The sequence below is a fragment of the Microbacterium sp. NPDC055455 genome, from assembly GCF_053619935.1.
In genome coordinates, this window is sequence record NZ_JBSHLB010000003.1 from 40,554 (window position 1) to 59,803 (window position 19,250).

Consider the following 19,250-nt stretch of genomic DNA (forward strand, 5'->3'; position numbering starts at 1 on the left):
GCGGCCTTTGCAAGGGAGGGACGTTGGGGGAGCTTCTGACGCTGTCATCGCGCGACGTCGGAGTCGTGGAGGAGACGTGGCGTCAGTTCGTGCCATCCGCGGCGCTGCAGCGCGTCGACCCTCGTACGTTCGGGTTCTCGTGGTCTTCCTCGGCCATGCCCCACTTCTCGACGGTGAGGTATGAGCTGTCCGCATCGGTGCAGTCCGCCATCGATCCACAGGGACAGCTCATGGCCTGCCGCGTCGCCTCGCGCGGAGGCTGGGTGGGAACACCGCGCGGCGAGCTGAACGCCGGGCTGCCGTGGGTGGCTCTGGACACTCCGACATCCGCCCGCTGGCAGCAGCGGGCGGACGTGCGGGCGTTCGTGTTCGACCGCGAGTGGGCGCAGCAGGAGGTGCGACGGCTCACCGGCGACGACCGCTTCTCGCTGCGCGCGCCTGGAGTCCGCCCCTCCCCCGTCAGCCGCGAGCTCGCCGCCCACTGGGAGCGCGTGTTCCTCCACGTCGCCGGCTCGCTGTTCACCTCCGGCGCCCGCGCCGACCTCGTCGAGGTGGAGTTGCGCAGGAACGCCCTGCACGCCACCCTTGCGGCGTTCTCGCCCGAGTTCGGGCTCGCGCTCCAGCGCTCGGTCCAGCGACGCGCCGCACCCCGCAGCGTGCAGCGCGCGATCTCGTACCTCGAGGAGCACGCTCACGAGGCGATCACCATCGATGATGTCGCCGAGGCGGCGGGGATCTCCACACGCGGGCTCCAGTACGCCTTCCGCCGAGCCCTCGACATGACGCCCACCGACTATCTGCGACGCCGCAGGCTCGAGGGGGCGCACGCCGAGATGGAGGCGGGGACGGCGGCGTCGGTCGGCGAGATCGCGCTCCGGTGGGGGTTCGCCAGTGCATCGCGTTTCGCCAAGCACTATCGCGACGCATACGGCCGCACGCCCCGACAGACGCTCCGCGGCCTCTGACGAGCGCCGTTCGTTTTCGGTGCATCGCTTTCGCGAGGCGGACAGCTCGAGGCCGGTGCGCGGGCGCTGACGCAGAGTCTTCCTACGGGCCCGTGCCCGTGCAGGGAGACAGCGTGGGAAAGTTCATCTACGAAAGCAGCATCCGGGCGGACTTCGACGACCGAGTCCTCTCGCACCTCCAGGTCGCGATAGGGACGAAGCTGCGACGCAACGAGCCGTTCTTCTTCACCTGGCAGGGCGAACTGAGCACCGGCGGCGGCCGCACCACCGTCTGGGTGCACTCGGGGGCCAGCCTCGTGTTCAACTACTACGGCGGTCGCCCGGCGAGCATCAACCGCTCGTGGCTCGAGACGCTGATGCGCACGGCGAACTCGCCGAGCGGTCTCTTCGTCGTTTCCGAGCCGCCGGACGAGGGCGGAGCAGAGCCGATCGCGTGACCGGGTGCTGAGCGGGAGGTCCCTTCGGTAGACTCCGGCCAGCGCAGGCGATGGAGGCGAAGCACATGGACGGCACCGATCTGGCCGATGTGATCGAGGAGCTGGCGGCGAAGGCTGAGGAGGCCTCGAGCGGCCGGGCGGCGCGCACGATCCGCGGCGGCCACGAGAACGCGCTGCGTGAGACGGTCATCGCGCTGCGGGCCGGCCACGAGCTCGCCGAGCACGAAGCTCCCCACGAGGCGACCCTGCAGGTGCTCCGCGGACGGGTGCGCCTCGTCGCCGGCGCGGAGGCGTGGGAAGGCGGCACAGGAGACCACCTCACGGTGCCGACAGCCCGGCACAGCCTCGAGGCTCTTGAGGACTCGGTGGTGCTGCTGACCGTGTCGAACCGCATCCCCTGACGCGGCGCGGCCCGCTACGCCGTGCGAGCAGCGCCCGCGAGGCCGACGAGCGCCTCGCCGGTGAGGCGCTGAGTGGTCCATTCGCTCATGGGCTCGGCGCCGATCGCGCGGTAGAAGCCGATGGCAGGCTCGTTCCAGTCGAGCACCGTCCACTCCAGGCGTGAGTAGCCGCGCTCGACGCAGACGCCCGCCAGTGCTGCCAGCAGCGCTCTGCCGTAGCCGGAGGCACGGTGGGCCTCGTGCACGTAGAGGTCCTCGAGCCACACGCCGTGGCGACCGGTCCACGTGGAGTAGGTGATGAACCACAGGGCGATGGCGACGATGTCGCCGTCCTTCTCGACCACGTGCGCGAAGGCCTTGGGGTCCGCGCCGAACAGCGTCTTCTCGAGCGCCTCGACCGTGTTCTCGACGGCGTCCGGCTCGCGCTCGTACACGGCGAGCGCCTGGATGCACGCGAGGATGCCGGGCTCGTCGCCGGGCCGGGCCTCTCGCAGGACGGCTGCGGTGCCGAGGGTTCGCGGATTCACGTCATCGAGCGTACTCACCGACGTCGGCGTCTCAGTCACGCGAGTCCCGTCACGGAGACGCCCAGCCACTCGGCGAGGTCGTCGATCTCGGCGCGCACCATCTCGGTCTCCTCGGCATCGAGCGGAAGGAGCTCGTGCACCGCGTCGACGCGGAGGACGCCGCGTGCCCGATCGACCTCGGCATCGAGCATGCCGACGAACCGGTCGCCGAGCAGGATGGGATGGGCGAAGTAGCCGTACCGGCGCTCCCCCTTGGGCTTGAACTGCTCGAGCACATAGGTGAACCCGAAGACGTCCTCGAGCCGCTTCCGGTCGAACAGCAGGCTGTCGTACGGATTGAGGAAGGCAGCGCGTCCTCCGGCGTCCTCCTCGTCGAGCGCCGCGAGCGCCTCCGGGTCCACGCGGTACCCGGTCGTGCTCCCCTCGACGAGCGCAGGCTCCCCGGTGTCTTTCGTCACACCGCTCCAGTACCAGTGGGGCTTCGTCAAGCCCGCCGACTGCAGGCGCCGCTCGGCGAGCAGCCGCGCGGCCTCCTCCTCGCCGTACTCCGGAAGTCCGCGCGGATAGACGCGCTCGGCGAGATCCCAGCGACGATGCCGACCCTCGCGGCCGACCACCGCGACCTCGCCCTGACGCAGCAGGAAGTCGAGCATGTGCGGCACCTGATTGGACCCCGACCAGCCGTCGGGCGGGCGACTGACCTGCGCGGTGTCGGGGATGTCGCCGGCGAGCAGGGGCCCGTCGGCCAGCAGACGCGCGAGCACGTCGGCCCGGAAACCGGCGTTCGCCTCGAGCCATTGCCTGCTGCTCTCGCGCTGAGGCCACCGGCGCATCGCCGGGAGCATGAGCGGCAGCAGGCTCATCGGACGGAAGGCGCCGTCGAACTCGAAGAGGAGGCGGTCGTCCTCGACGGCCTTGCGCAGCTGGCCGGGCTCGTACGACCACCCGATGCGGGACCACAGCACCGTGTGCTCGCACGGCGCGATCGTCCCGGTCGGGTCGATCTTGATGTAGCCGAGCTGCTCGGCCACTTCGACGACGTCGCCCGGCCGATCGGCGTCGAGGAGCTGGGCGCGCACGACGAGGCGCCGTGCCTGGTCGCGGGTCAGCCGGTGCGGGGTCACGACGACTCCGCACGCACGACCCGCCTGGGACGTCCCGAGTCGATGAGCCGATCGATGATGCGGGCGGATGCCGCAGCCCCGTCTTCGTCCGCGTACGCGTCGCGTACGCGCTCGGCCGCCGCGCGCATGCCAGGGTCCGCCAGCACGCGGCGCACGGCGTCGGCGAGCGCCGGCGTTCCCGCCTGCTTCGGGGCGAGCGCGAGGGCGTTGCCCTGATTCACGCACTGGTCGACGTTCCACACCTGCTCCGGCTGGAGGCCCATGCCCACGAAGGGGATGCCGGCGGCGCAGGCCGTCTGCACCGTCCCCTGTCCGCCGTGGAGCACCGCCGCGTCGACGAGGCCGCCCAGGCGATGCGCGGGCAGCAGATCCGTCACGTGCACGTTGCCCGGAAGGCTGTCGCCGTCGCGGAGGTAATGGCGCACGGGCGCGATGACGTTGACCGGAAGCGCGCCGAGCTGACGTGCCGCGGCGAGCGTCAGCTCGCGGCTGGCCGAGGAGCCGAGCCCGAGGTAGACGAGGGGCTCGTCGCGCGCGGCCAGCTCCTCGACGATCGGCGGCAACGGCGCGTCGAGGTGCGCGAAGATCGGACCGACGCGCTCATAGCCCGCCGGCAGCACGTAGCCGTCGAGCTCCCACGGCATCACGGTGAGAAGGTTGCGGTCGGCCTCCAGCAACGACACGACGGTCCGCAGCGGCGGCACGCCGTTGCGCTTCGCCACGTGCGCGAAGGCGCGCGGTGCCAGCGGAGCGTGGTTGTACGCCCACCTCAGCGCGCCGGTCGCCGCACGGTCGAGGAGAAGCGCGGACCGGGAGCCGCCTCGCACCAGGCCGAGACGTCGGGTCTGCTCGACGTGGGGCCGCGTGAGCGCGAAGGGGACGGGATACACGAGGGGCACCCCCTCGGCCCGCGCCGAGATCATCGACGTCGGATTGGTGCCGTTCACCACGACCGCGGCATCCGTCGTCCGGATGAGCGTGCGTTCGACGGCCACGCGCGCCGAGACCAGCGACCGGGTGTACGGGCTGCGGAGCGACCGGCCCTGGTCGTACCTCAGCGCCTGATCGCGCTCGGCGGGTGTGAACCCGGGCTCGCACGCACGGTGATCGAAGCCGGCCTCGGTGATCAGGTGGGCGAAGTCCGTCTCGTAGCCCATGAAGACGGCGTCGTGCCGGGAGTCGAGGGCGCGCGCGACCTCGATGGCGCGCGTGACCTCCGCGAGGTTGAAGGTGATGGGGCAGAAGAGGACCGTCGCCATACCGCCACCCTTGCGCATGGACGCGGTGGGGCGGAAGCGGTCGAGCCCTGGTCGCCTCGCCGGCGTGGGGCCGGCGGGGCGACCAGTTCGACCGCGCCGCCCGCGTCAGACGGCGTGCGCGGCGGCGAACGTGCCGTTCGGGTCGAAGCGGCTCTTCAGCTCCTTCAGCCGGATGCCTGCGGTGCCGAAGCCCGGCGCGCGATCGACGCCGCCGCCGTCGACGAACGTGAGGGCGAGGGCGTCGGTGCGCCACGGCGCGAGGGCGGCGATGCCGGCGCGCACCGCGGCATCCGCTCCGGGCATCGCCTCGGGCACCGGCACCATCGCGACCGTGTGCATCAGGTAGGCGCCCGCGACCGATCCGACCGCTCCCGCGTGTTCGGGTCGGCGGGCGATCGCGCCGCCCAGGTGCCGCAGTTCGGCGAAGAAGAGCCCCGGCACGGACGCCGTCGCGAGGAACGCCTCCACGGCCTCCGCCGGCAGCTCGGCGAGCACCGAGTGCGCCGTGGCAGACGGGGTGGGCCCCGGCGGGTCCATGTGCACCGCGACCAGGCTCGCGGCCGGGATGCGGCCGAACGTGTCCATCTCCGGGGCGAGGGCGCGCAGCGGCTCGAGCAGCGCCGCGGCCGCGGCATCCGTCTCGAGGATCGCCCCGTCGATGACGACCACCGACCGGCCGGACAGGAACGGCGGCAGCTCGGGCAGCGGCGGGAAGTTCATGATCCGCAGCGTCGTGGTGGCCGACTCGGGCGCGGAAGCCGTCCACGCCGCCCACGCGTGCGAGACCTCCGCGGCGCGTGAGGCGTCCCACAGGAGCATGCCGGCGAAGACGTCGGCGTAAGGCAGAAGGTCGATCTCGAGCGAGACGACCACGCCGAACGCCCCCGATCCGCCGCGCACGGCCCAGAACAGCTCCGCGTTCTCGTCGGCGCTCGCGCGCACCAGACTGCCGTCGGCGGTCACCAGCTGCACCGCCCGCACGCTGTTCACGGCGAGGCCCTGGCCGCGCCCGTAGAACGACAGGCCGCCGCTCAGCGAGTACCCCGCCACCGAGACGTCCCCGGCGCTGCCGTGCAGCGCGGTCAGCCCGAGGGGCGCGGTCGCCGCGAGCACGTCGTTCCACACCGACCCTCCCAGCACCCGGGCGGTGCGGGTCTCCGGGTCGACGGTGACGCCGCGCAGGCCCGCGAGCGAGACGAGCACCGTCTCGGACAGATCCGTGTCGGCGAGCGCGCCGGCCGCGTGACCGGTCGACTGCGGCGCGACGCGCAGACCGGATGCCACCGCCGCGCGCACCACGCCCACGACGTCCTCGGCGCTCTCGGGGCGCGCGACCGCGAAGGGCCGCTGATCGACGGCGACGTTCCACGGCAGGCGGGCCTCGTCGTAGCCGTCGTCGCCCGGAAGGATCACGCGCGCACCGAGCGCCTCGCGCAGCCGGTCGCCGCGGACGTCGGTGGTGATGTCGGAAAAGGTCATGAGTGCTCCAAAGGTCGCTTCGATGCCTCGGGTGAAGGCACCGCCAACTGTCCTCGCCCGGTCGGGCGGAGGCCATCCCAGCTGACGAGGGACTTCCGCTCCCCCAGATACCTGGGATGGTGCGATCGCGCCGGCAGGAGCACACTTCATGCATGGCATCGGCTCTGGCGGTCGGACGTGCGCGCAGTGACATCGACGTGATATCGCGCGCCGGGCTGCCGCTGCACAGCTTCATGGACGAGGCCGTCGCCGCACTGGAGAACGTGGTGCCATTCGTGGCCGCCTGCGTGTCGACGCTGGACCCGGCGACCACGATGGTCTCGAGCGCCCGCAAGATGGGTGAGCTCGACGGCCGCAACGAGCAGGATGTCGCCTGGTCGCAGATCGAGTACGGCAGCGACGATCCGACCTCGATCACCGAGCTGGTGAAATCGGGCCGGCTCGTCGTGGGCCTGCACCACGCGACGCACGGCGTGCTCGACCGCTTGGTGCGCATGTCCGACCTCCTCCTGCCCTACTTCGGATTCCAGGACGAGGCGCGGGTCGTCTTCGTCGACCGCACGGGCGCGTGGGGGCACATCTCGCTGTTCCGCGGCGACGACGACACGGCGTTCGACGAGGACGAGCTCGGATTCCTGGCGGCGGTCGCGCCGGCCTTCACCCGCGGCATCCGCACCGGGCTGCTCGCTCAGCTGACGAGGACTGAGGCGGCGCCGCAGGCGGGGCCCGCCGTCATCGTGGTCGACGCCCACGACCGGATCGTCCAGTCCACGCCGGGCGCGCAGCTGCACCTGGCGCGCATGTCGGCGGTGCCCGGCATGGGCGACCCGCTGACGTCGGTGCAGGCGCTCGTGAGCGGCGCGCGGCGATTCGCGCGCCGCGAGGCGGAGCGGATGCCGCGCATCCGCGTTCGCACCAGCGACGGCGTGTGGCTGGTGCTGCATGCCGCGCCGCTCGGCGGAACCGCCGATCGGGCGGGCGACGTCGTCGTCACCATCGAGGAGGCCCGACCCCAGGAGGTGATCGACCTCGTCGCGGCGGCGTTCGAGTTGACCGCGCGGGAGCGGGAGGTCGTCGCGATCGTGCTTCGTGGCGCCGACACCCGGGAGATCGCAGCCGAGATGCACCTCTCGCCCTACACCGTGCAGGACCACCTGAAGTCGATCTTCGAGAAGGCCGGCGTCGCGAGCCGCCGGGAGCTCGTCGCCCGCGTCTACTTCGACCAGTACGCGCCGCGCATGGGCGGCGACATCGGCGCGAGCGGCTGGTACACGGCCTGAGACCGGCGGGCGAGCGCGGCGGTCGGTCTCGAACTACCCTCGGATCATGGCGACGCAGCCCGAACCCGGGTGGTACGACGACGGCACCGGCAAGCAGCGCTGGTGGGACGGCACCCGCTGGACCGAGCAGTACATCGATCTCCGCGAGCCCGACACGCAGCTGCGGACGGATGCCGGACCCGCCGCCGCGGGGCCAGCGCAGGCCGGCTGGTACGACGACCAGCGCGGTCGCAACAGGTGGTGGGACGGGCGCCGCTGGACCGCATCCGTGCGCTACAGCGGCCAGGAGCAGGACTTCGGCGGGCTCGTGATCGACGGCCGCTGGGTGCACTTCGGCGAGCTGAGCGTTCCGGTGAGGGACGTGGTGGCCGCCGTGGAACCCGGTGACGTCCTGCTGAAGCGCCCCGCCTTCACGAAGGCCGCCGTCGAACGCCGCATGTTCGGCCACGCCGGGCTGATCACGCCGCGCACGATCAACCGCGCGATCCATCGTGCCGCCCTCTACCTCGTGGTGACCGGGCCGCAGGTGTGGGCTGTGCCGGTGGCGGCCGGGCGTGAAGACGACGCCCGCCGCTTCGCCTCATGGGTCAACACCAGCGCGGAGCACTACCGCTATCGCTGAGCCGGGGTCAGTCGCCGGGGAGGGTGAGGTCGAGTTCCCGCTCACGGTCCCACGGTTCCGCCCACCCCAGGCGGTCGAACAGTCCGTCCAGCAGCATCCCGGTGAATCCCCACACCAGGTGGGTGCCCGAGGGCTTGCTCACCAGGAAGCCCGGTCCCCGCCATTCCTGCCCGTCGCGCCGGATGACGGTGACGCCGCGGTTCGCGGGATCGAGCAGATCGGCGACCGGCGCACGGAAGACATCGGCGGACTCGGCCTCATCGACCACGCGGACGGGCGACGGATGCCGCCACCAGCCGAGCACCGGCGTGACGAGGTGCTGCGAGAAGGCGAGCGGGACGTCGGTGAGCTCGCCGAGGACGTCGACGCCGGCGGGGTCGAGTCCGGTCTCCTCGCGGGCCTCGCGGAGGGCTGCCGCGATCGGACCGTCGTCGCCCGGGTCGATGCGCCCGCCGGGGAAGGCGACCTGCCCCGGGTGCGCGCGCAGCGTGAGGGCACGCGCGAGGAGCAGCACGTCGAGGTCGCGCGACACCGCGCGCGCCTCGGCGTCGTGGCGGCTGGGGAAGGAATCGAGGACGCCGAACAGCATCAGCACGGCGGCGGGCCTGGCGTTGGGCTGCGGTGGCAGCTCGATCAGTGGGCTGCGGTCGCCCGTGGGGTCGGCGAGGGCCGCGAGCTGCGCCCGCGCGCTCAGCGTTGTCGGTTCGGCGCGCACTCGTTCAGCGTACGCCGCACCGCCGACGGTCCGGGCGGCCGCCCGGAGGCGTCAGTCCTCCGCGTGACGGCGGCGCCGGGCGGGGACCGTCGCGGCTCGTCCGCGATATCGTGCGCCCGCGCCCGGCCGTCGATCCGCGCCCGGCCGCCGTCTCAGCCGCGGAAGTACGCCTCCGCGACGCGGGCGAGGTCCCACAGGTCGCTCACGCCCGCGAGCTCCCGCGCGGAGTGCATGGAGAGGATCGGGATGCCGACATCCACGGTCCGGATCCCGAGCCGCGTCGCGGTGATCGGCCCGATCGTCGAGCCGCAGGGCACCGAGTTGTTCGATACGAACTCCTGGCTGGTGACCCCGGCCTCGGCGCACCAGCCGTTCCACGCGGCCGCGCCGGCGGCGTCCGTCGCGTACCGCTGGTTGGCGTTGATCTTCAGGATCGGGCCGGATCCGAGCAGGGGCTGCACGACGGGATCGTGCTTCTCGGCGTAGTTGGGGTGGACGGAGTGGCCGACATCGCTCGAGACGCACCACGAGCCGGCGAGCGCACGCAGCTGCTGCTCGCGATCCGCGCCGAGCGACAGCCGGATCCGCTCGAGGACATCCGCCAGGAACGGCCCCGCGGCACCCGAGCGGGTGCCGGATCCGACCTCCTCGTGGTCGAAGACGGCGAGCATCGGGATGTGGTCGGCGGCCAGGTCGCCGGCGGTACGCTCGAGCGCCACCACGCCGGCGTGGACCGACGCGAGATCGTCCAGGCGGCCCGACGCGAAGAAGACGTCGTCGCGACCGAACGTCGCACCGCGCGCGGCATCCGCCGTCACGACGTCGTAGCCGCGGATCCGCGCCGCGTCCACGCCCGCGTCCCGAGCGAGCTCCGCCAGCAGGTCGGCCGACTCGACGGGCCCGAGCCCCCACACCGGCTGGGTCTGCGACTGCTTGTCGAGCGCGAGGTGGTCGTTCGCCTCACGGTCGAGGTGGATCGCCAGCTGAGGCAGGCGCAGCAGCGGTCCGGTCGCCGCGAGGACGCTCGACCCGTCGTTCAGCACGAGCCTTCCCGCCAGACGAAGCTCTCGATCGAGCCAGGAGTTCAGCAGCGGCCCCCCGTAGACCTCGACACCGGCCTGGAGCCAGCCGAGCCGTCCCGTCGTGGGCTTCGGCTTGAGCTTGAAGCCCGGGGAGTCGCTGTGGGCACCGAAGATGCGCACCGGGGTGTCCGTCGTCGCGGTCGACGGCGCGACCCAGGCGATCACGGCGCCGTCGCGCACGACCAGGAACCTGCCGCCGCTCTGCGCGGGCCACGGGGCATGCTCGTCGAGCCGGCTGAATCCGGCGGTCTCGAGCCGGCGGGCGACCTCGCCGGCCGCGTGGAAGCTCGACGGGGACGAGGCGACGAAGTCGGCCAGGTCGTCGGCGTGGCGCAGGGCGTCGGTGGCTGCGGGAGCGGTGGATGGCGACACGAGCAGGGCCTCCTGGGGCGACGGCGGGGGACGTTCCGATCGTAGTTGCGCGGTGGCCCAGGGCCCTGCCGCCCCGGAAATCCGCACGATTGATCTGGGCTTTTCGGTTGAAGCGCTCACATGTAACGTTCAGGTAACGCACCGGAACCGTCCAGAAACTGCGGCGAGACTCGGGGACTTGTGCCCGCCCGAACGGTCACACGCGCTCTTCGCGGCGCGAATCTGCTGATACGGAACCCGGTCTTCATATGCGCTCCCACTCGTCTTCGCCCGCCCGCCGCACGCTTCGCCGCGCGGAACGACGCACCCGCCGTCGCCCCGTCCTCGTCGTTGCGACACTGGCGGTAGGGGCGCTGGCGACGGCCGGGTTCACCACGGCGGCGCCCGCCGCCGAGGCGCAGGCGTCCGGTTCGCTGGGCGGATTCGCGCTCGCGTCCTACAGCACCGCCTCCTTCGGCACCGCTCCCGAGACGGTGACGGCGTCCGCCGTCGAGAAGGCGGTGACGGATGCCTCGACCGCCGTGTCGGCGGCGGCGACCGTCGCTTCCGACATCACCGCGTCGGGGCTGGACGTCGGCACGACCGACACGACGGTGGACACCAGCGAGCTCGAGACCGCGCTCGAGCAGCTCGAGCGTGCGCAGGCGCTTCCGGCGATGTACTCCGCGGAGTTCGCCGACGACGTGACCACGCTCACCGCGTCGGTGAACGAGGAGACCCAGGGCCTGCGAGGGAAGCTCGATGCCGCGCTGGCGCTCAAGGCGCAGCGCGAGGCCGAGGAGAAGGCGCGCAAGGAGGCCGAGGAGAAGGCGCGCCAGGAGGCGGAGGCCGCCGCAGCCGCCGAAGCAGCAGCCGCGGCGAAGCAGTCCTCGAACTCGGGATCGGGCTCGTCCTCGGCGCCCAACCCGGTGTACGCCACCGGCGGCGCCGTCGGCGGCACCAGCCCGGCCGACGCGCAGGCCACGGCGCGCGCCATGATCGGCAACTACGGCTGGGGCGACGACCAGTTCGCGTGCCTCGTGTCGCTGTGGCAGAAGGAGTCGGGCTGGAACTACCAGGCCTACAACCGCTCGAGCGGTGCGTACGGCATCCCGCAGGCCCTCCCCGGCAGCAAGATGGGCACCGCGGGCGCCGACTGGCAGACCAACCCGGCCACGCAGATCTCGTGGGGACTGGGGTACATCTCCGGCCGCTACGGCAGCCCCTGCGGGGCGTGGGGTCACTCGCAGTCGGTCGGCTGGTACTGATCTCCGCCGCATCCGCCACCGGCGGCACAGCGAAGTCATAGCGGATCGATAGGCAGGCGACCCCGCCCGTCGAGCCGCGCGACCGAGACTGAAGGCGTGAGTCTTCCGTCCCCCGCGCGCGCGACGGCACCCCGGCTGCTCTACGTCGAGGACGAGAGCGACATCGCCCGGATCGTCGTCGAGGTGCTCGGCGACGAGTACGACGTCGATCGCGCGGCGACCGGCGAGGAGGCGCTCGCCCTCGCGCTGGCACGCCGGTACGACGTCATGGTCATCGACCGGCGCCTGCCCGGCATGTCCGGCGTCGACCTCGTCCACGCCATCCGGACCGCGCGCATCGCGACGCCCGCACTCATGCTCACCGCGCTCGGCGCGCTGGAGGACCGCGTGAGCGGACTGGATGCGGGCGCCGACGACTACCTGCTGAAGCCGTTCGACTTCGCGGAGCTCCGCGCGCGGTTGCGCGCTCTGCGACGCGGCCGTGGCGCGGGCGACCGCCGCGAACTCGGCGACTGGGTCTTCACGCCGGCGTCGCAGGCCCTGTACTCCCCCACCGAAGGGCGCATCGCCCTCACCCACGCCGAGTCCGAGCTGCTTGCGCTCCTCACCTCGAGCCCTGAGCACGTGTTCTCCCGCGACGAGATCCTCGCTGACGTCTTCCCCGGCGGCTCAGCGGCGACGGTGGACACGTATGTGCACTACATCCGCCGCAAGTCGACGCCCGAGATCATCGAGACGGTGCGGGCCCGCGGGTACCGCAGCGGGACACCGCGATGAGCACGCGTACGGATGCCGCCACCACCGCCGACCGTCGCCGCGTGCAGCAGGCGGCGCTGCGGGCCGGGCTGTGGGTCGCGATCGCTTCGGCGGCCGTGGTGGCCGCCATCACCGCGGTCACCGTGGCCGTGCTGTTCGCCACGTCGCGACCGGAGCACGGGCCGCTGCGAGACGGCCCGCCCGCCGGCGGCTGGGACGGGCCGGGCGATCGTGTCATCGATCTCGACGCCGTCGTCCCGGCGGCGATCCTGGTCGGGCTGGTGGGCGTGATCGCACTCGGGTTCATCGCCTGGTGGGCGTCCAGGCGCGCGGCCCAGCCGCTGGCGGACGCCCTCGAGGTCCAGCGCGCGTTCGTCGCGGACGCCAGCCACGAGCTGCGCACGCCGCTCACCACGCTGGACAGCCGCATCCAGCTCGCCCAGCACCGTTCGGAACGCGGTGGCGACGTCCAGGCGGTGCTGGCGGATCTCCGCCGCGATGCGGCGGTGATGGACGCGGTGCTCACCGAGCTGCTGTTGTCGGCCGAGACGGCGGGCGCCGTCAGCGGTGACGGGAGCGCCACGGCGGATGTCGCGGCGTCAGCGGAGGCTGCGATCGCGGTCATCGCACCGAGGGCCGCCGAACGCGGCGTCCGCCTGGGGGTGAGCGCGTCCCCCGGCCTCGACGCCGGTGCGGATGCGACCGCGCTCACCCGTGCCCTCATCGCTCTGCTGGACAACGCCGTCCGCTACTCGCCGGCCGGGTCGACCATCCGCGTCGAGGGGCGGAGAGCCGGCCGCCGTGTCGAGGTGCGGGTCGCCGACGAGGGCAGTGGCATCGCGGCCGCCGACCCGGAGCGCCTCTTCGATCGCTTCGCGCGCGCCGGGGACGACCCCGGCGCCGGTAGCCGCAGGGGCTTCGGTCTGGGCCTCGCGCTCGTCCGTGACATCGCGACGCGCTTCGGCGGGACGGTGACCATCGAGACCACCTCGTCCGCGGGCACCACGTTCCTCATCGACCTGCCCGCCTCGGGCCGGCGCGCGGAGACCCGTCGACGCTGAGCGTTGCCCCTCGCGACCTTATGAGAATGCCCAGATCGGCTGACTCTTTGCGCATTCTTTGAACCGCGGCGGGACAGTGGCTCCATGTCCGATCACACCGAACCGGCCGCCGGCACCGCACCGACGGCCGAGCCGTCCCCCACCGCAGCCATCCCCGCTCACCCGCCGCAGCCCTCGCCTCAGGCACCGGTGCCGACCGGAGCGGCGTCGACGGGAGCGGCGCCGACCGAACCCGCGTCGACGACAGCACCCGCGAAGCCCCCGCTCCTCCGCCGGCTGTGGGTGCGGATCGCTGGAGCGGCCGGAGCAGCCCTGCTCCTGCTGGGCATCGGATTCGGCACCGGCTGGGCGGCGAGCAGCGCCGCCTCCGTCGCGGGGGTGCCTACTGGCTGGAACCAGGGCGACCACGACTTCCCCGGCGATGGGCCGGCGGGGCGCGGCGGGCCGGACGGCCGGTGGCAGGACGGCGGCCCCGGAGGGGCGCCGGGCCAGGGTGACGACCTCGACGACGACACCGACGACGGCGCCGACGGCGACGGGTCCTGACCCCGTCACTCACGAGAGACACCGAGGAGAACGCCATGGCGACGATCGCTTCCCCGCCCGTCCTGGCCGGCGTGCGGCATCCGTCGTCCGCAGCGCCCGCCCGCAGGCGCGCCGCGGCCTGGAACGCCGCGGCGGTCGTCGTCATCTGGCTGACGAGCCTGTTCGTCGCCGAGCTGTGGGTGTCGGGGGGCGGCGTCGACGCCGTGCTCGCGGGCGGGCCCGAGGCCGTCAACGCCGCCGGCCGGCTTTGCGGGCTGGTCGCGGCGAACCTCCTGCTCTACCAGGTGCTGCTCATGGCCCGCGTCCCGCTCTTCGAGCGGGGGTTCGGGCGTGACGGGATCACCCGCATGCACCGGCTGGTCGGCTTCTGGTCGTTCTGGCTGATGCTCGCGCACATCGCGCTGCTCGTGGTCGGCTACGCCGCGGTGGCTCAGGTCGGTCTGCCGGCACAGCTCTGGCAGTTCGTGTGGGACTACCCCGGCGTGCTCCTCGCAACGGCCGGTACGGCGCTCATCGTGCTCGTCACCGTCACCTCCCTCCGCCGTGCGCGCCGGCGGCTTCGCTACGAGTCGTGGCATCTCCTCCACCTCTACGCCTACGTCGGCGTGGGCATCGCGATCCCCCACCAGCTGTGGTCGGGGGCCGACTTCACCGCCTCGCCGTGGGCCACCGCGTACTGGTGGACCCTGTGGGCAGTCGCCGCCGGCGCTGTCGTGGCGTTCCGACTGGCACAGCCGGCTTTGATCTCGCGGCGCCACAACCTCCGGGTGGCCCACGTCGCCGCCGACGGCGTCGGCGGCGTGACGGTGACGATGAGCGGCCGTGGGCTCTCCCGGCTGGGTGCGCGGGGCGGGCAGTTCTTCGTGTGGCGGTTCCTCGGCGGACGCGGCTGGTCCCGGGGTCACCCCTTCTCGCTCGCCGCGGCGCCCCGCGACGACGCCCTCACGATCTCGGCCCGGGTCGTCGGCGACGGCACAGCCCGGCTCGCGGGGCTCGCACGCGGGACGCGTGTGCTCATCGAGGGCCCTTACGGCCGACTGACCGGAGACGCCCGGCGCGGCGGCAAGCTGCTCCTTCTCGGTGCCGGCGCCGGCGTGGCGCCCCTGGTGTCCCTGCTCGAGTCGGAGGACTACGCGCCCGGAGACGCGGTCCTCGTGACGCGCGACTCCGCCGCCGAGGCGGCGCTGCGGCGCCCCGCGATCGAGGGGCTCGTGCGCGACCGCGGCGTCCGCCACATTGCTCTCGACGGGCCTCGCGCCGCCTCCGGCGCACCGTGGCTCCCCGACTCGCACCGTGCGTGGGAGGGCGCCGATGTGTTCCGCTTCCTCGCCGCCGACCTGGACGAGTACGACGTGTTCGTGTGCGGCCCTCCGGCCTGGATGGATGCGGTGACCGGCGATCTGCGCGCAGCGGGCGTCACCCGCGACCGCATCCACACCGAATCGTTCTCGATCTGACCCCCGGAGTCCAAGGAGTCGCCATGAAGAAGATCGTCTACGGCATCCTCGCCACCCTCAGCGGCCTCGTGCTGCTGTTCAGCTACCGCACGTCGCACGTCGAGAACGTGACGTCGCTCGCCGCGGAGACCCCGCCCAGCTCGTCTTCGACGTCGTCGGACTCCGGGGCCGGCACAGGCGGCGGCGCGGGAGACAGCGGCTCCGGCGCCGCGTCGGACAGCGGAGCCGGCTCCGGCGCCGCGTCGGACAGCGGAGCCGGCTCCGGCTCGGCCGGCACCGCCACCGGCTCGACCGGCGCGACATCGGGATCCTCCGACGTGACATCCCTCGCGGACGGCACCTTCACCGGCGACACCGTGAACACCCGATTCGGTCCGGTGCAGGTGCAGATCACGGTCGCCGGCGGGGTGATCACGGACGTCCAGGTGCCCGAGTACCCGTCGAGCAATCCGCGCGACCGGCAGATCAACGAGCGCGCGCTGCCCGTGCTGGTCTCCGAGACCGCCGAGGCGCACTCCGCCGACATCGACATGGTCTCGGGTGCGACGTACACCAGCGAGGGCTATCGGGAGTCCCTGCAGAGCGCGATCGATCAGGCCCGCTCATGAGGGGCCGCCGCCACGTCGAGGTCGCCCACATCATGGGGACCGCGATCAGCGTGCACGTCGTGGGCGATGTCGACGAGGACGCCTTCACCACAGCGGCATCCGCGTGCTTCGCGGAGCTCCGCGCGGCCGACGCGGTCTTCTCCCCGTATCGCGACGACTCCGACATCTCGCGGATGGCGCGCGGCGAGCTGGTGATGGCGGATGCCTCCCGCTGGGTCGCCGAGGTGGCCCAGGCGTGCGCCGAAGCGGAGGTCGAGACGTCCGGCCGATTCTCCGCGACCTGGGCGGGAGCCTTCGACCCGACGGGGTATGTCAAGGGATGGTCGGTCGAGCGCGTCGCGCGGGCCCACCTCGCGCCGCTCCTCGCGCGCCCGGGCGTCGTCGCTGCCGGGATCAACGCGGGCGGGGACATGCAGCTGCTCACGGCTCCCGACGCCGACTGGACCTGGAAGGTCGGGATCGTCGACCCGGCCGACCGCTCGCGGGTGCTCGCCGTCACGTCCGTACGCAACGGGGCGATCGCCACGTCCGGCGGCGCAGAGCGCGGCCCGCACATCATCGATCCGCGATCCGGCACGCCCGCGACCGGCGCCGCCTCGGCGACGGTGGTCTCCGACGCGCTCTCGCACGCCGATGCGTGGGCGACCGCCGCCGTGGTCGCCGGCGTCGACGACCTCACCTGGATCGCGCGCGCCGGCCGCACCAGCGGAATGATCGTCGGACCGGGCGGACGGGTGCGGCGGTGGCTCGAGGGGGTGGAGGTCAGCGTCGCCGATGCGGCAACTCCGGATCAGGCGGGCCGCAGCACCTTCTCCATCGGCTTCCCCTTCGCCAGCTCGTCCACGAGCTTGTCGAGGTAGCGGATCTGCTGCATCAGGGGATCCTCGATCCCCTCCACGCGGACACCGCAGATCACGCCGGTGATCTGCGAGGCCCGGGGGTTGAGGCGGGCGTCCGCGAAGAAGTCCTCGAACGTCGTGCCCTCGGCGAGATGCCGGCGAAGCTCCGCGTCGTCGAACCCCGTCAGCCACTGGATGACCTCGTCGACCTCCTCGCCGGTGCGGCCCTTCTTCTCCGCCTTGGCGACGTAGAGCGGGTAGACCGACGCGAAGCTCGTCGTGTAGATGCGGTGCACGCGGCCAGCGTATTCGACGGCGGCCGGCGTATTCGACGGGTGCGCCGTGCGGCCGATCGACCGGCACAGGCAATGATGGTCCCGGTGGGTAGCCCTCCCACCGGGACCATCGCGCGATTACGGGAGACTGGACGGCGACCCGAACGCCGAAGCTCGACCGCCCCGCGCTGCTTTGCTTGCCTGCCCTGCAAGCGTACGTCGCCCTGTTCCGCCCGACTCGGCCTTGACACAGGACGCGACGCCCTGATACGCCATGAGCCCCGGCGTGACGCGCCGCCGGCCGTCACCGATCGGGCCATCCGAGGTCAAGGCCCTTCTCGCGCTCCGAGCGCCTCGGATGGAATGTCACCATGTCGAACGCTCCGCGCATCTCGGTCGTCATCCCGGTCAAGGACGACGACACCGAGCTCGCGCGGTGCCTCCAGGCGCTCGCGCGCCAGACCCGGCCGCCGGACGAGGTGGTCGTCGTGGACAACGGATCGACGGATGCCTCCGCCGGCGTCGCCCGCGTCTTCGGCGCCCGCCTGGAGCGGTGCGAGACGCCCGGCATCCCCGCGGCGAGCGCGGCCGGGTACGACGCCGCCACCGGGGATCTGATCCTGCGACTGGACGCCGACTGCGTTCCGGATGCGTCGTGGGTGGGGACGATGGCCGACGCGTTCGCCGCACGCCCGGACGTCGCCGCGTTCACCGGCGGCGCGCGCTTCATCGACGGTCCGCCGGGCCTGCGCGGTCCGCTCGCCGTCCTCTACCTCGGCTCCTATGCCGCCGTCATGACCATCACGCTCGGTCATCCCCCGCTGTTCGGATCGAACCTCGGCATGCGGCGAGACGCGTGGCGCAGCATCCGTTCCCGCGTTCACCGTGACGACGCGGAGCTGCACGACGACATGGACCTGTCGTTCCACCTCGGTGAGCGCGGACGCATCCGCCTCTTGCCGAGGGCCCGCATGGGCATGTCGATGCGGCCGTTCACGAGCGTCCGCGACTTCGCGCGCCGTGTCGAGCGCGGCCTGCGGACCGTCATGGTGCATCTCCCCCGCGACTTCCCGCCGGTGCGATGGTCCCGCCGCACGCTGCGCGCTGTGCGCGCGAGGTGCCGCGGGAACCGCCGCGCCGCAGCCCTCGTCGCCTCCCGGCGGTGGCGCTAGGCTGACGCGCACGGCGCATGCGGTCCTCTGCCGACCGCGTCGACGCCAGGAGGGAGCCGACCGATGAGCGAGGTCGCAGCGACGACGCAGGAGGCACCGCCGCCGGAGCCCGCTCCGCGACGTATTCCGCTCTGGGCATGCCCGGTCATCGGCATCGGCGCCGCGCTCGCCGGGTTGCTGCCGTGGCTCGTGAGGGGGCCCCGTCTGCCGCTGCAGGACCTGTGGGCCGTCGACACCGCGCCCGGGGACATGCCGCTGGTCCTGCTGCCGTTCAGCCAATACTCCCTCACGCTGCTGTTCGGCCTGATCGTCGTCGGGTCCGCCGCGGCCGGCATCGTCGCCCGCGCCACCGCCGAGCGGCTCCCCCGCGGCGGGTTCCCGCTGATGGCCCTGGGCCTGCTCGCCGCTCAGGCCGCCGCGATCACCCAGTCCGCTCTCGTCGTGCGCGACGGGCTGCAGGAACGCAGCATCTCCACGCTTTATCTGGGGGCGCTGGTGGCGGTGTGCACGGTCTCGTTCCTCGTCGGGCTGGTGTCTGTCCTGCTCATCGCGCGCGCCCCGCGCGCGGGCGCGCTCCTCGGCCTCACGCTCGGGGCGATCGCCGCCGCGCCCTGGGCCGGGGGGCTGGTGCAGCCGCTGCTGACGACGGACCAGGGCACGCTCTCGTCGATCGTGTGGCTGCTGCAGTGGGTGACACCGGTGCTGACCGGGATCGCGATCGCGTGGACGGGGGTGAACACCGTCGGCAGGGTGCTGGCGGCACTGGTGAGCCTGGCCCTCATCTGGATCGCTCCGGCCGCGATGACCGGCATCGCCAGTGCGGCGGGGAGCCGCGCGCTCGCGCGGGACCCCCTCGACATGATCGACTACGGCGTCTCCGTGTTCCGCATGGCGCTGTTCATCCCGGAGCTGGCCCTGCGGCCCATCGTCGCCGCGCTCGCCGTCGCCGTCATCGGCCTGCTCGTGCGGTGGGCCGTCGCCAGGGCGCGGCGGGACCGGCGGTCCGCCGCCGTCTCCTGACGGCTG

At 72.7% G+C, this 19,250-nt stretch carries 21 protein-coding genes; 14 read left to right on the forward strand and 7 right to left on the reverse strand.

Annotation, left to right across the window (positions count from 1 at the left end; translation table 11 throughout):
• The first annotated feature begins 23 nt into the window (after positions 1 to 23).
• The 3 genes from ACWGUG_RS09875 (at position 24) to ACWGUG_RS09885 (ending at position 1,803) form a co-directional block, all read left to right on the forward strand.
• Positions 24 to 965, forward strand: coding sequence for a helix-turn-helix domain-containing protein (locus ACWGUG_RS09875; RefSeq protein WP_452324558.1), 942 nt, complete (start codon positions 24 to 26; stop codon positions 963 to 965).
• Between the two features lie 113 nt (positions 966 to 1,078).
• Positions 1,079 to 1,402: a DUF7882 family protein gene (locus ACWGUG_RS09880; protein WP_336394953.1), complete on the forward strand. Its 324-nt coding sequence runs from the start codon at positions 1,079 to 1,081 to the stop codon at positions 1,400 to 1,402.
• Between the two features lie 65 nt (positions 1,403 to 1,467).
• Positions 1,468 to 1,803, forward strand: coding sequence for a cupin domain-containing protein (locus tag ACWGUG_RS09885; protein ID WP_452324559.1), 336 nt, complete (start codon positions 1,468 to 1,470; stop codon positions 1,801 to 1,803).
• 14 nt (positions 1,804 to 1,817) lie between these two features.
• On the opposite strand, the gene ACWGUG_RS09890 is transcribed toward ACWGUG_RS09885, so the two are convergent.
• From ACWGUG_RS09890 to ACWGUG_RS09905, 4 genes are all read right to left on the reverse strand, one after another.
• Positions 1,818 to 2,330 carry an N-acetyltransferase family protein gene (locus ACWGUG_RS09890; protein ID WP_452324560.1) on the reverse strand — a complete coding sequence of 171 codons (513 nt, stop codon included), beginning with the start codon at positions 2,328 to 2,330 and terminating at the stop codon, positions 1,818 to 1,820.
• 35 nt (positions 2,331 to 2,365) lie between these two features.
• Entirely contained in the window at positions 2,366 to 3,454 is a 1,089-nt protein-coding gene (locus ACWGUG_RS09895; RefSeq protein WP_452324561.1) for a DNA glycosylase AlkZ-like family protein, read from the reverse strand.
• Complete coding sequence (locus ACWGUG_RS09900) at positions 3,451 to 4,713, reverse strand: glycosyltransferase (protein WP_452324562.1); 1,263 nt, start codon at positions 4,711 to 4,713, stop codon at positions 3,451 to 3,453. Before ACWGUG_RS09900 ends, ACWGUG_RS09895 begins: the two co-directional genes overlap by 4 nt.
• 105 nt (positions 4,714 to 4,818) lie before the next feature.
• Complete coding sequence (locus ACWGUG_RS09905; protein ID WP_452324563.1) at positions 4,819 to 6,192, reverse strand: FAD-binding oxidoreductase; 1,374 nt, start codon at positions 6,190 to 6,192, stop codon at positions 4,819 to 4,821.
• 152 nt (positions 6,193 to 6,344) lie between these two features.
• Between ACWGUG_RS09905 and ACWGUG_RS09910 the strand changes: the two genes are divergently transcribed.
• Positions 6,345 to 7,472: a response regulator transcription factor gene (locus ACWGUG_RS09910; protein WP_452324564.1), complete on the forward strand. Its 1,128-nt coding sequence runs from the start codon at positions 6,345 to 6,347 to the stop codon at positions 7,470 to 7,472.
• Between the two features lie 46 nt (positions 7,473 to 7,518).
• On the forward strand, positions 7,519 to 8,094 hold the full coding sequence (locus ACWGUG_RS09915) for a DUF2510 domain-containing protein (protein ID WP_378884460.1): 576 nt from the start codon (positions 7,519 to 7,521) through the stop codon (positions 8,092 to 8,094).
• A gap of 7 nt (positions 8,095 to 8,101) precedes the next feature.
• Here ACWGUG_RS09915 and ACWGUG_RS09920 read toward each other — a convergent pair whose 3' ends face one another.
• Together ACWGUG_RS09920 and ACWGUG_RS09925 are read right to left on the reverse strand one after the other, a co-directional pair.
• A complete protein-coding gene (locus tag ACWGUG_RS09920; protein ID WP_452324565.1) occupies positions 8,102 to 8,809 on the reverse strand; it encodes an NUDIX hydrolase in 708 nt (235 codons plus the stop codon).
• 152 nt (positions 8,810 to 8,961) lie between these two features.
• Positions 8,962 to 10,263 carry a M18 family aminopeptidase gene (locus tag ACWGUG_RS09925; protein WP_452324566.1) on the reverse strand — a complete coding sequence of 434 codons (1,302 nt, stop codon included), beginning with the start codon at positions 10,261 to 10,263 and terminating at the stop codon, positions 8,962 to 8,964.
• Between the two features lie 248 nt (positions 10,264 to 10,511).
• Here ACWGUG_RS09925 and ACWGUG_RS09930 point away from each other — a divergent pair, with 248 nt between their 5' ends.
• The 7 genes from ACWGUG_RS09930 (at position 10,512) to ACWGUG_RS09960 (ending at position 16,798) form a co-directional block, all read left to right on the forward strand.
• On the forward strand, positions 10,512 to 11,510 hold the full coding sequence (locus ACWGUG_RS09930) for an aggregation-promoting factor C-terminal-like domain-containing protein (RefSeq protein ID WP_452324567.1): 999 nt from the start codon (positions 10,512 to 10,514) through the stop codon (positions 11,508 to 11,510).
• A 96-nt stretch (positions 11,511 to 11,606) separates the two neighbouring features.
• Entirely contained in the window at positions 11,607 to 12,287 is a 681-nt protein-coding gene (locus tag ACWGUG_RS09935; RefSeq protein WP_378884473.1) for a response regulator transcription factor, read from the forward strand.
• Positions 12,284 to 13,327, forward strand: coding sequence for a sensor histidine kinase (locus tag ACWGUG_RS09940; protein WP_452324568.1), 1,044 nt, complete (start codon positions 12,284 to 12,286; stop codon positions 13,325 to 13,327). Before ACWGUG_RS09935 ends, ACWGUG_RS09940 begins: the two co-directional genes overlap by 4 nt.
• 84 nt (positions 13,328 to 13,411) lie before the next feature.
• Complete coding sequence (locus ACWGUG_RS09945; RefSeq protein WP_452324569.1) at positions 13,412 to 13,873, forward strand: hypothetical protein; 462 nt, start codon at positions 13,412 to 13,414, stop codon at positions 13,871 to 13,873.
• Between the two features lie 35 nt (positions 13,874 to 13,908).
• On the forward strand, positions 13,909 to 15,330 hold the full coding sequence (locus ACWGUG_RS09950; RefSeq protein ID WP_452324570.1) for a ferredoxin reductase family protein: 1,422 nt from the start codon (positions 13,909 to 13,911) through the stop codon (positions 15,328 to 15,330).
• A gap of 23 nt (positions 15,331 to 15,353) precedes the next feature.
• Positions 15,354 to 15,938: an FMN-binding protein gene (locus ACWGUG_RS09955; RefSeq protein ID WP_452324571.1), complete on the forward strand. Its 585-nt coding sequence runs from the start codon at positions 15,354 to 15,356 to the stop codon at positions 15,936 to 15,938.
• On the forward strand, positions 15,935 to 16,798 hold the full coding sequence (locus ACWGUG_RS09960) for an FAD:protein FMN transferase (protein ID WP_378884487.1): 864 nt from the start codon (positions 15,935 to 15,937) through the stop codon (positions 16,796 to 16,798). The genes ACWGUG_RS09955 and ACWGUG_RS09960 overlap by 4 nt, the downstream gene beginning before the upstream one ends.
• On the opposite strand, the gene ACWGUG_RS09965 is transcribed toward ACWGUG_RS09960, so the two are convergent.
• On the reverse strand, positions 16,729 to 17,073 hold the full coding sequence (locus ACWGUG_RS09965; RefSeq protein WP_378884490.1) for a DUF2200 domain-containing protein: 345 nt from the start codon (positions 17,071 to 17,073) through the stop codon (positions 16,729 to 16,731). The genes ACWGUG_RS09960 and ACWGUG_RS09965 overlap by 70 nt on opposite strands.
• A 350-nt stretch (positions 17,074 to 17,423) precedes the next feature.
• Here ACWGUG_RS09965 and ACWGUG_RS09970 point away from each other — a divergent pair, with 350 nt between their 5' ends.
• Both ACWGUG_RS09970 and ACWGUG_RS09975 read left to right on the forward strand, forming a co-directional pair.
• Positions 17,424 to 18,224 carry a glycosyltransferase gene (locus ACWGUG_RS09970; RefSeq protein WP_336394940.1) on the forward strand — a complete coding sequence of 267 codons (801 nt, stop codon included), beginning with the start codon at positions 17,424 to 17,426 and terminating at the stop codon, positions 18,222 to 18,224.
• A 63-nt stretch (positions 18,225 to 18,287) separates the two neighbouring features.
• Complete coding sequence (locus ACWGUG_RS09975) at positions 18,288 to 19,244, forward strand: hypothetical protein (protein ID WP_452324572.1); 957 nt, start codon at positions 18,288 to 18,290, stop codon at positions 19,242 to 19,244.
• Positions 19,245 to 19,250: the final 6 nt, after the last annotated feature.

What these genes read in the sequence shown, in the direction of transcription:
- ACWGUG_RS09885 (WP_452324559.1), top strand. Translation starts at nt 1,468, where the DNA reads ATGGACGGCACCGATCTGGCCGATGTGATCGAGGAGCTGGCGGCGAAG.
- ACWGUG_RS09900 (WP_452324562.1), bottom strand. Translation starts at nt 4,713, where the DNA reads ATGGCGACGGTCCTCTTCTGCCCCATCACCTTCAACCTCGCGGAGGTC.
- ACWGUG_RS09905 (WP_452324563.1), bottom strand. Translation starts at nt 6,192, where the DNA reads ATGACCTTTTCCGACATCACCACCGACGTCCGCGGCGACCGGCTGCGC.
- ACWGUG_RS09910 (WP_452324564.1), top strand. Translation starts at nt 6,345, where the DNA reads ATGGCATCGGCTCTGGCGGTCGGACGTGCGCGCAGTGACATCGACGTG.
- ACWGUG_RS09915 (WP_378884460.1), top strand. Translation starts at nt 7,519, where the DNA reads ATGGCGACGCAGCCCGAACCCGGGTGGTACGACGACGGCACCGGCAAG.
- ACWGUG_RS09930 (WP_452324567.1), top strand. Translation starts at nt 10,512, where the DNA reads ATGCGCTCCCACTCGTCTTCGCCCGCCCGCCGCACGCTTCGCCGCGCG.
- ACWGUG_RS09940 (WP_452324568.1), top strand. Translation starts at nt 12,284, where the DNA reads ATGAGCACGCGTACGGATGCCGCCACCACCGCCGACCGTCGCCGCGTG.
- ACWGUG_RS09945 (WP_452324569.1), top strand. Translation starts at nt 13,412, where the DNA reads ATGTCCGATCACACCGAACCGGCCGCCGGCACCGCACCGACGGCCGAG.
- ACWGUG_RS09950 (WP_452324570.1), top strand. Translation starts at nt 13,909, where the DNA reads ATGGCGACGATCGCTTCCCCGCCCGTCCTGGCCGGCGTGCGGCATCCG.
- ACWGUG_RS09955 (WP_452324571.1), top strand. Translation starts at nt 15,354, where the DNA reads ATGAAGAAGATCGTCTACGGCATCCTCGCCACCCTCAGCGGCCTCGTG.
- ACWGUG_RS09960 (WP_378884487.1), top strand. Translation starts at nt 15,935, where the DNA reads ATGAGGGGCCGCCGCCACGTCGAGGTCGCCCACATCATGGGGACCGCG.
- ACWGUG_RS09970 (WP_336394940.1), top strand. Translation starts at nt 17,424, where the DNA reads ATGTCGAACGCTCCGCGCATCTCGGTCGTCATCCCGGTCAAGGACGAC.
- ACWGUG_RS09975 (WP_452324572.1), top strand. Translation starts at nt 18,288, where the DNA reads ATGAGCGAGGTCGCAGCGACGACGCAGGAGGCACCGCCGCCGGAGCCC.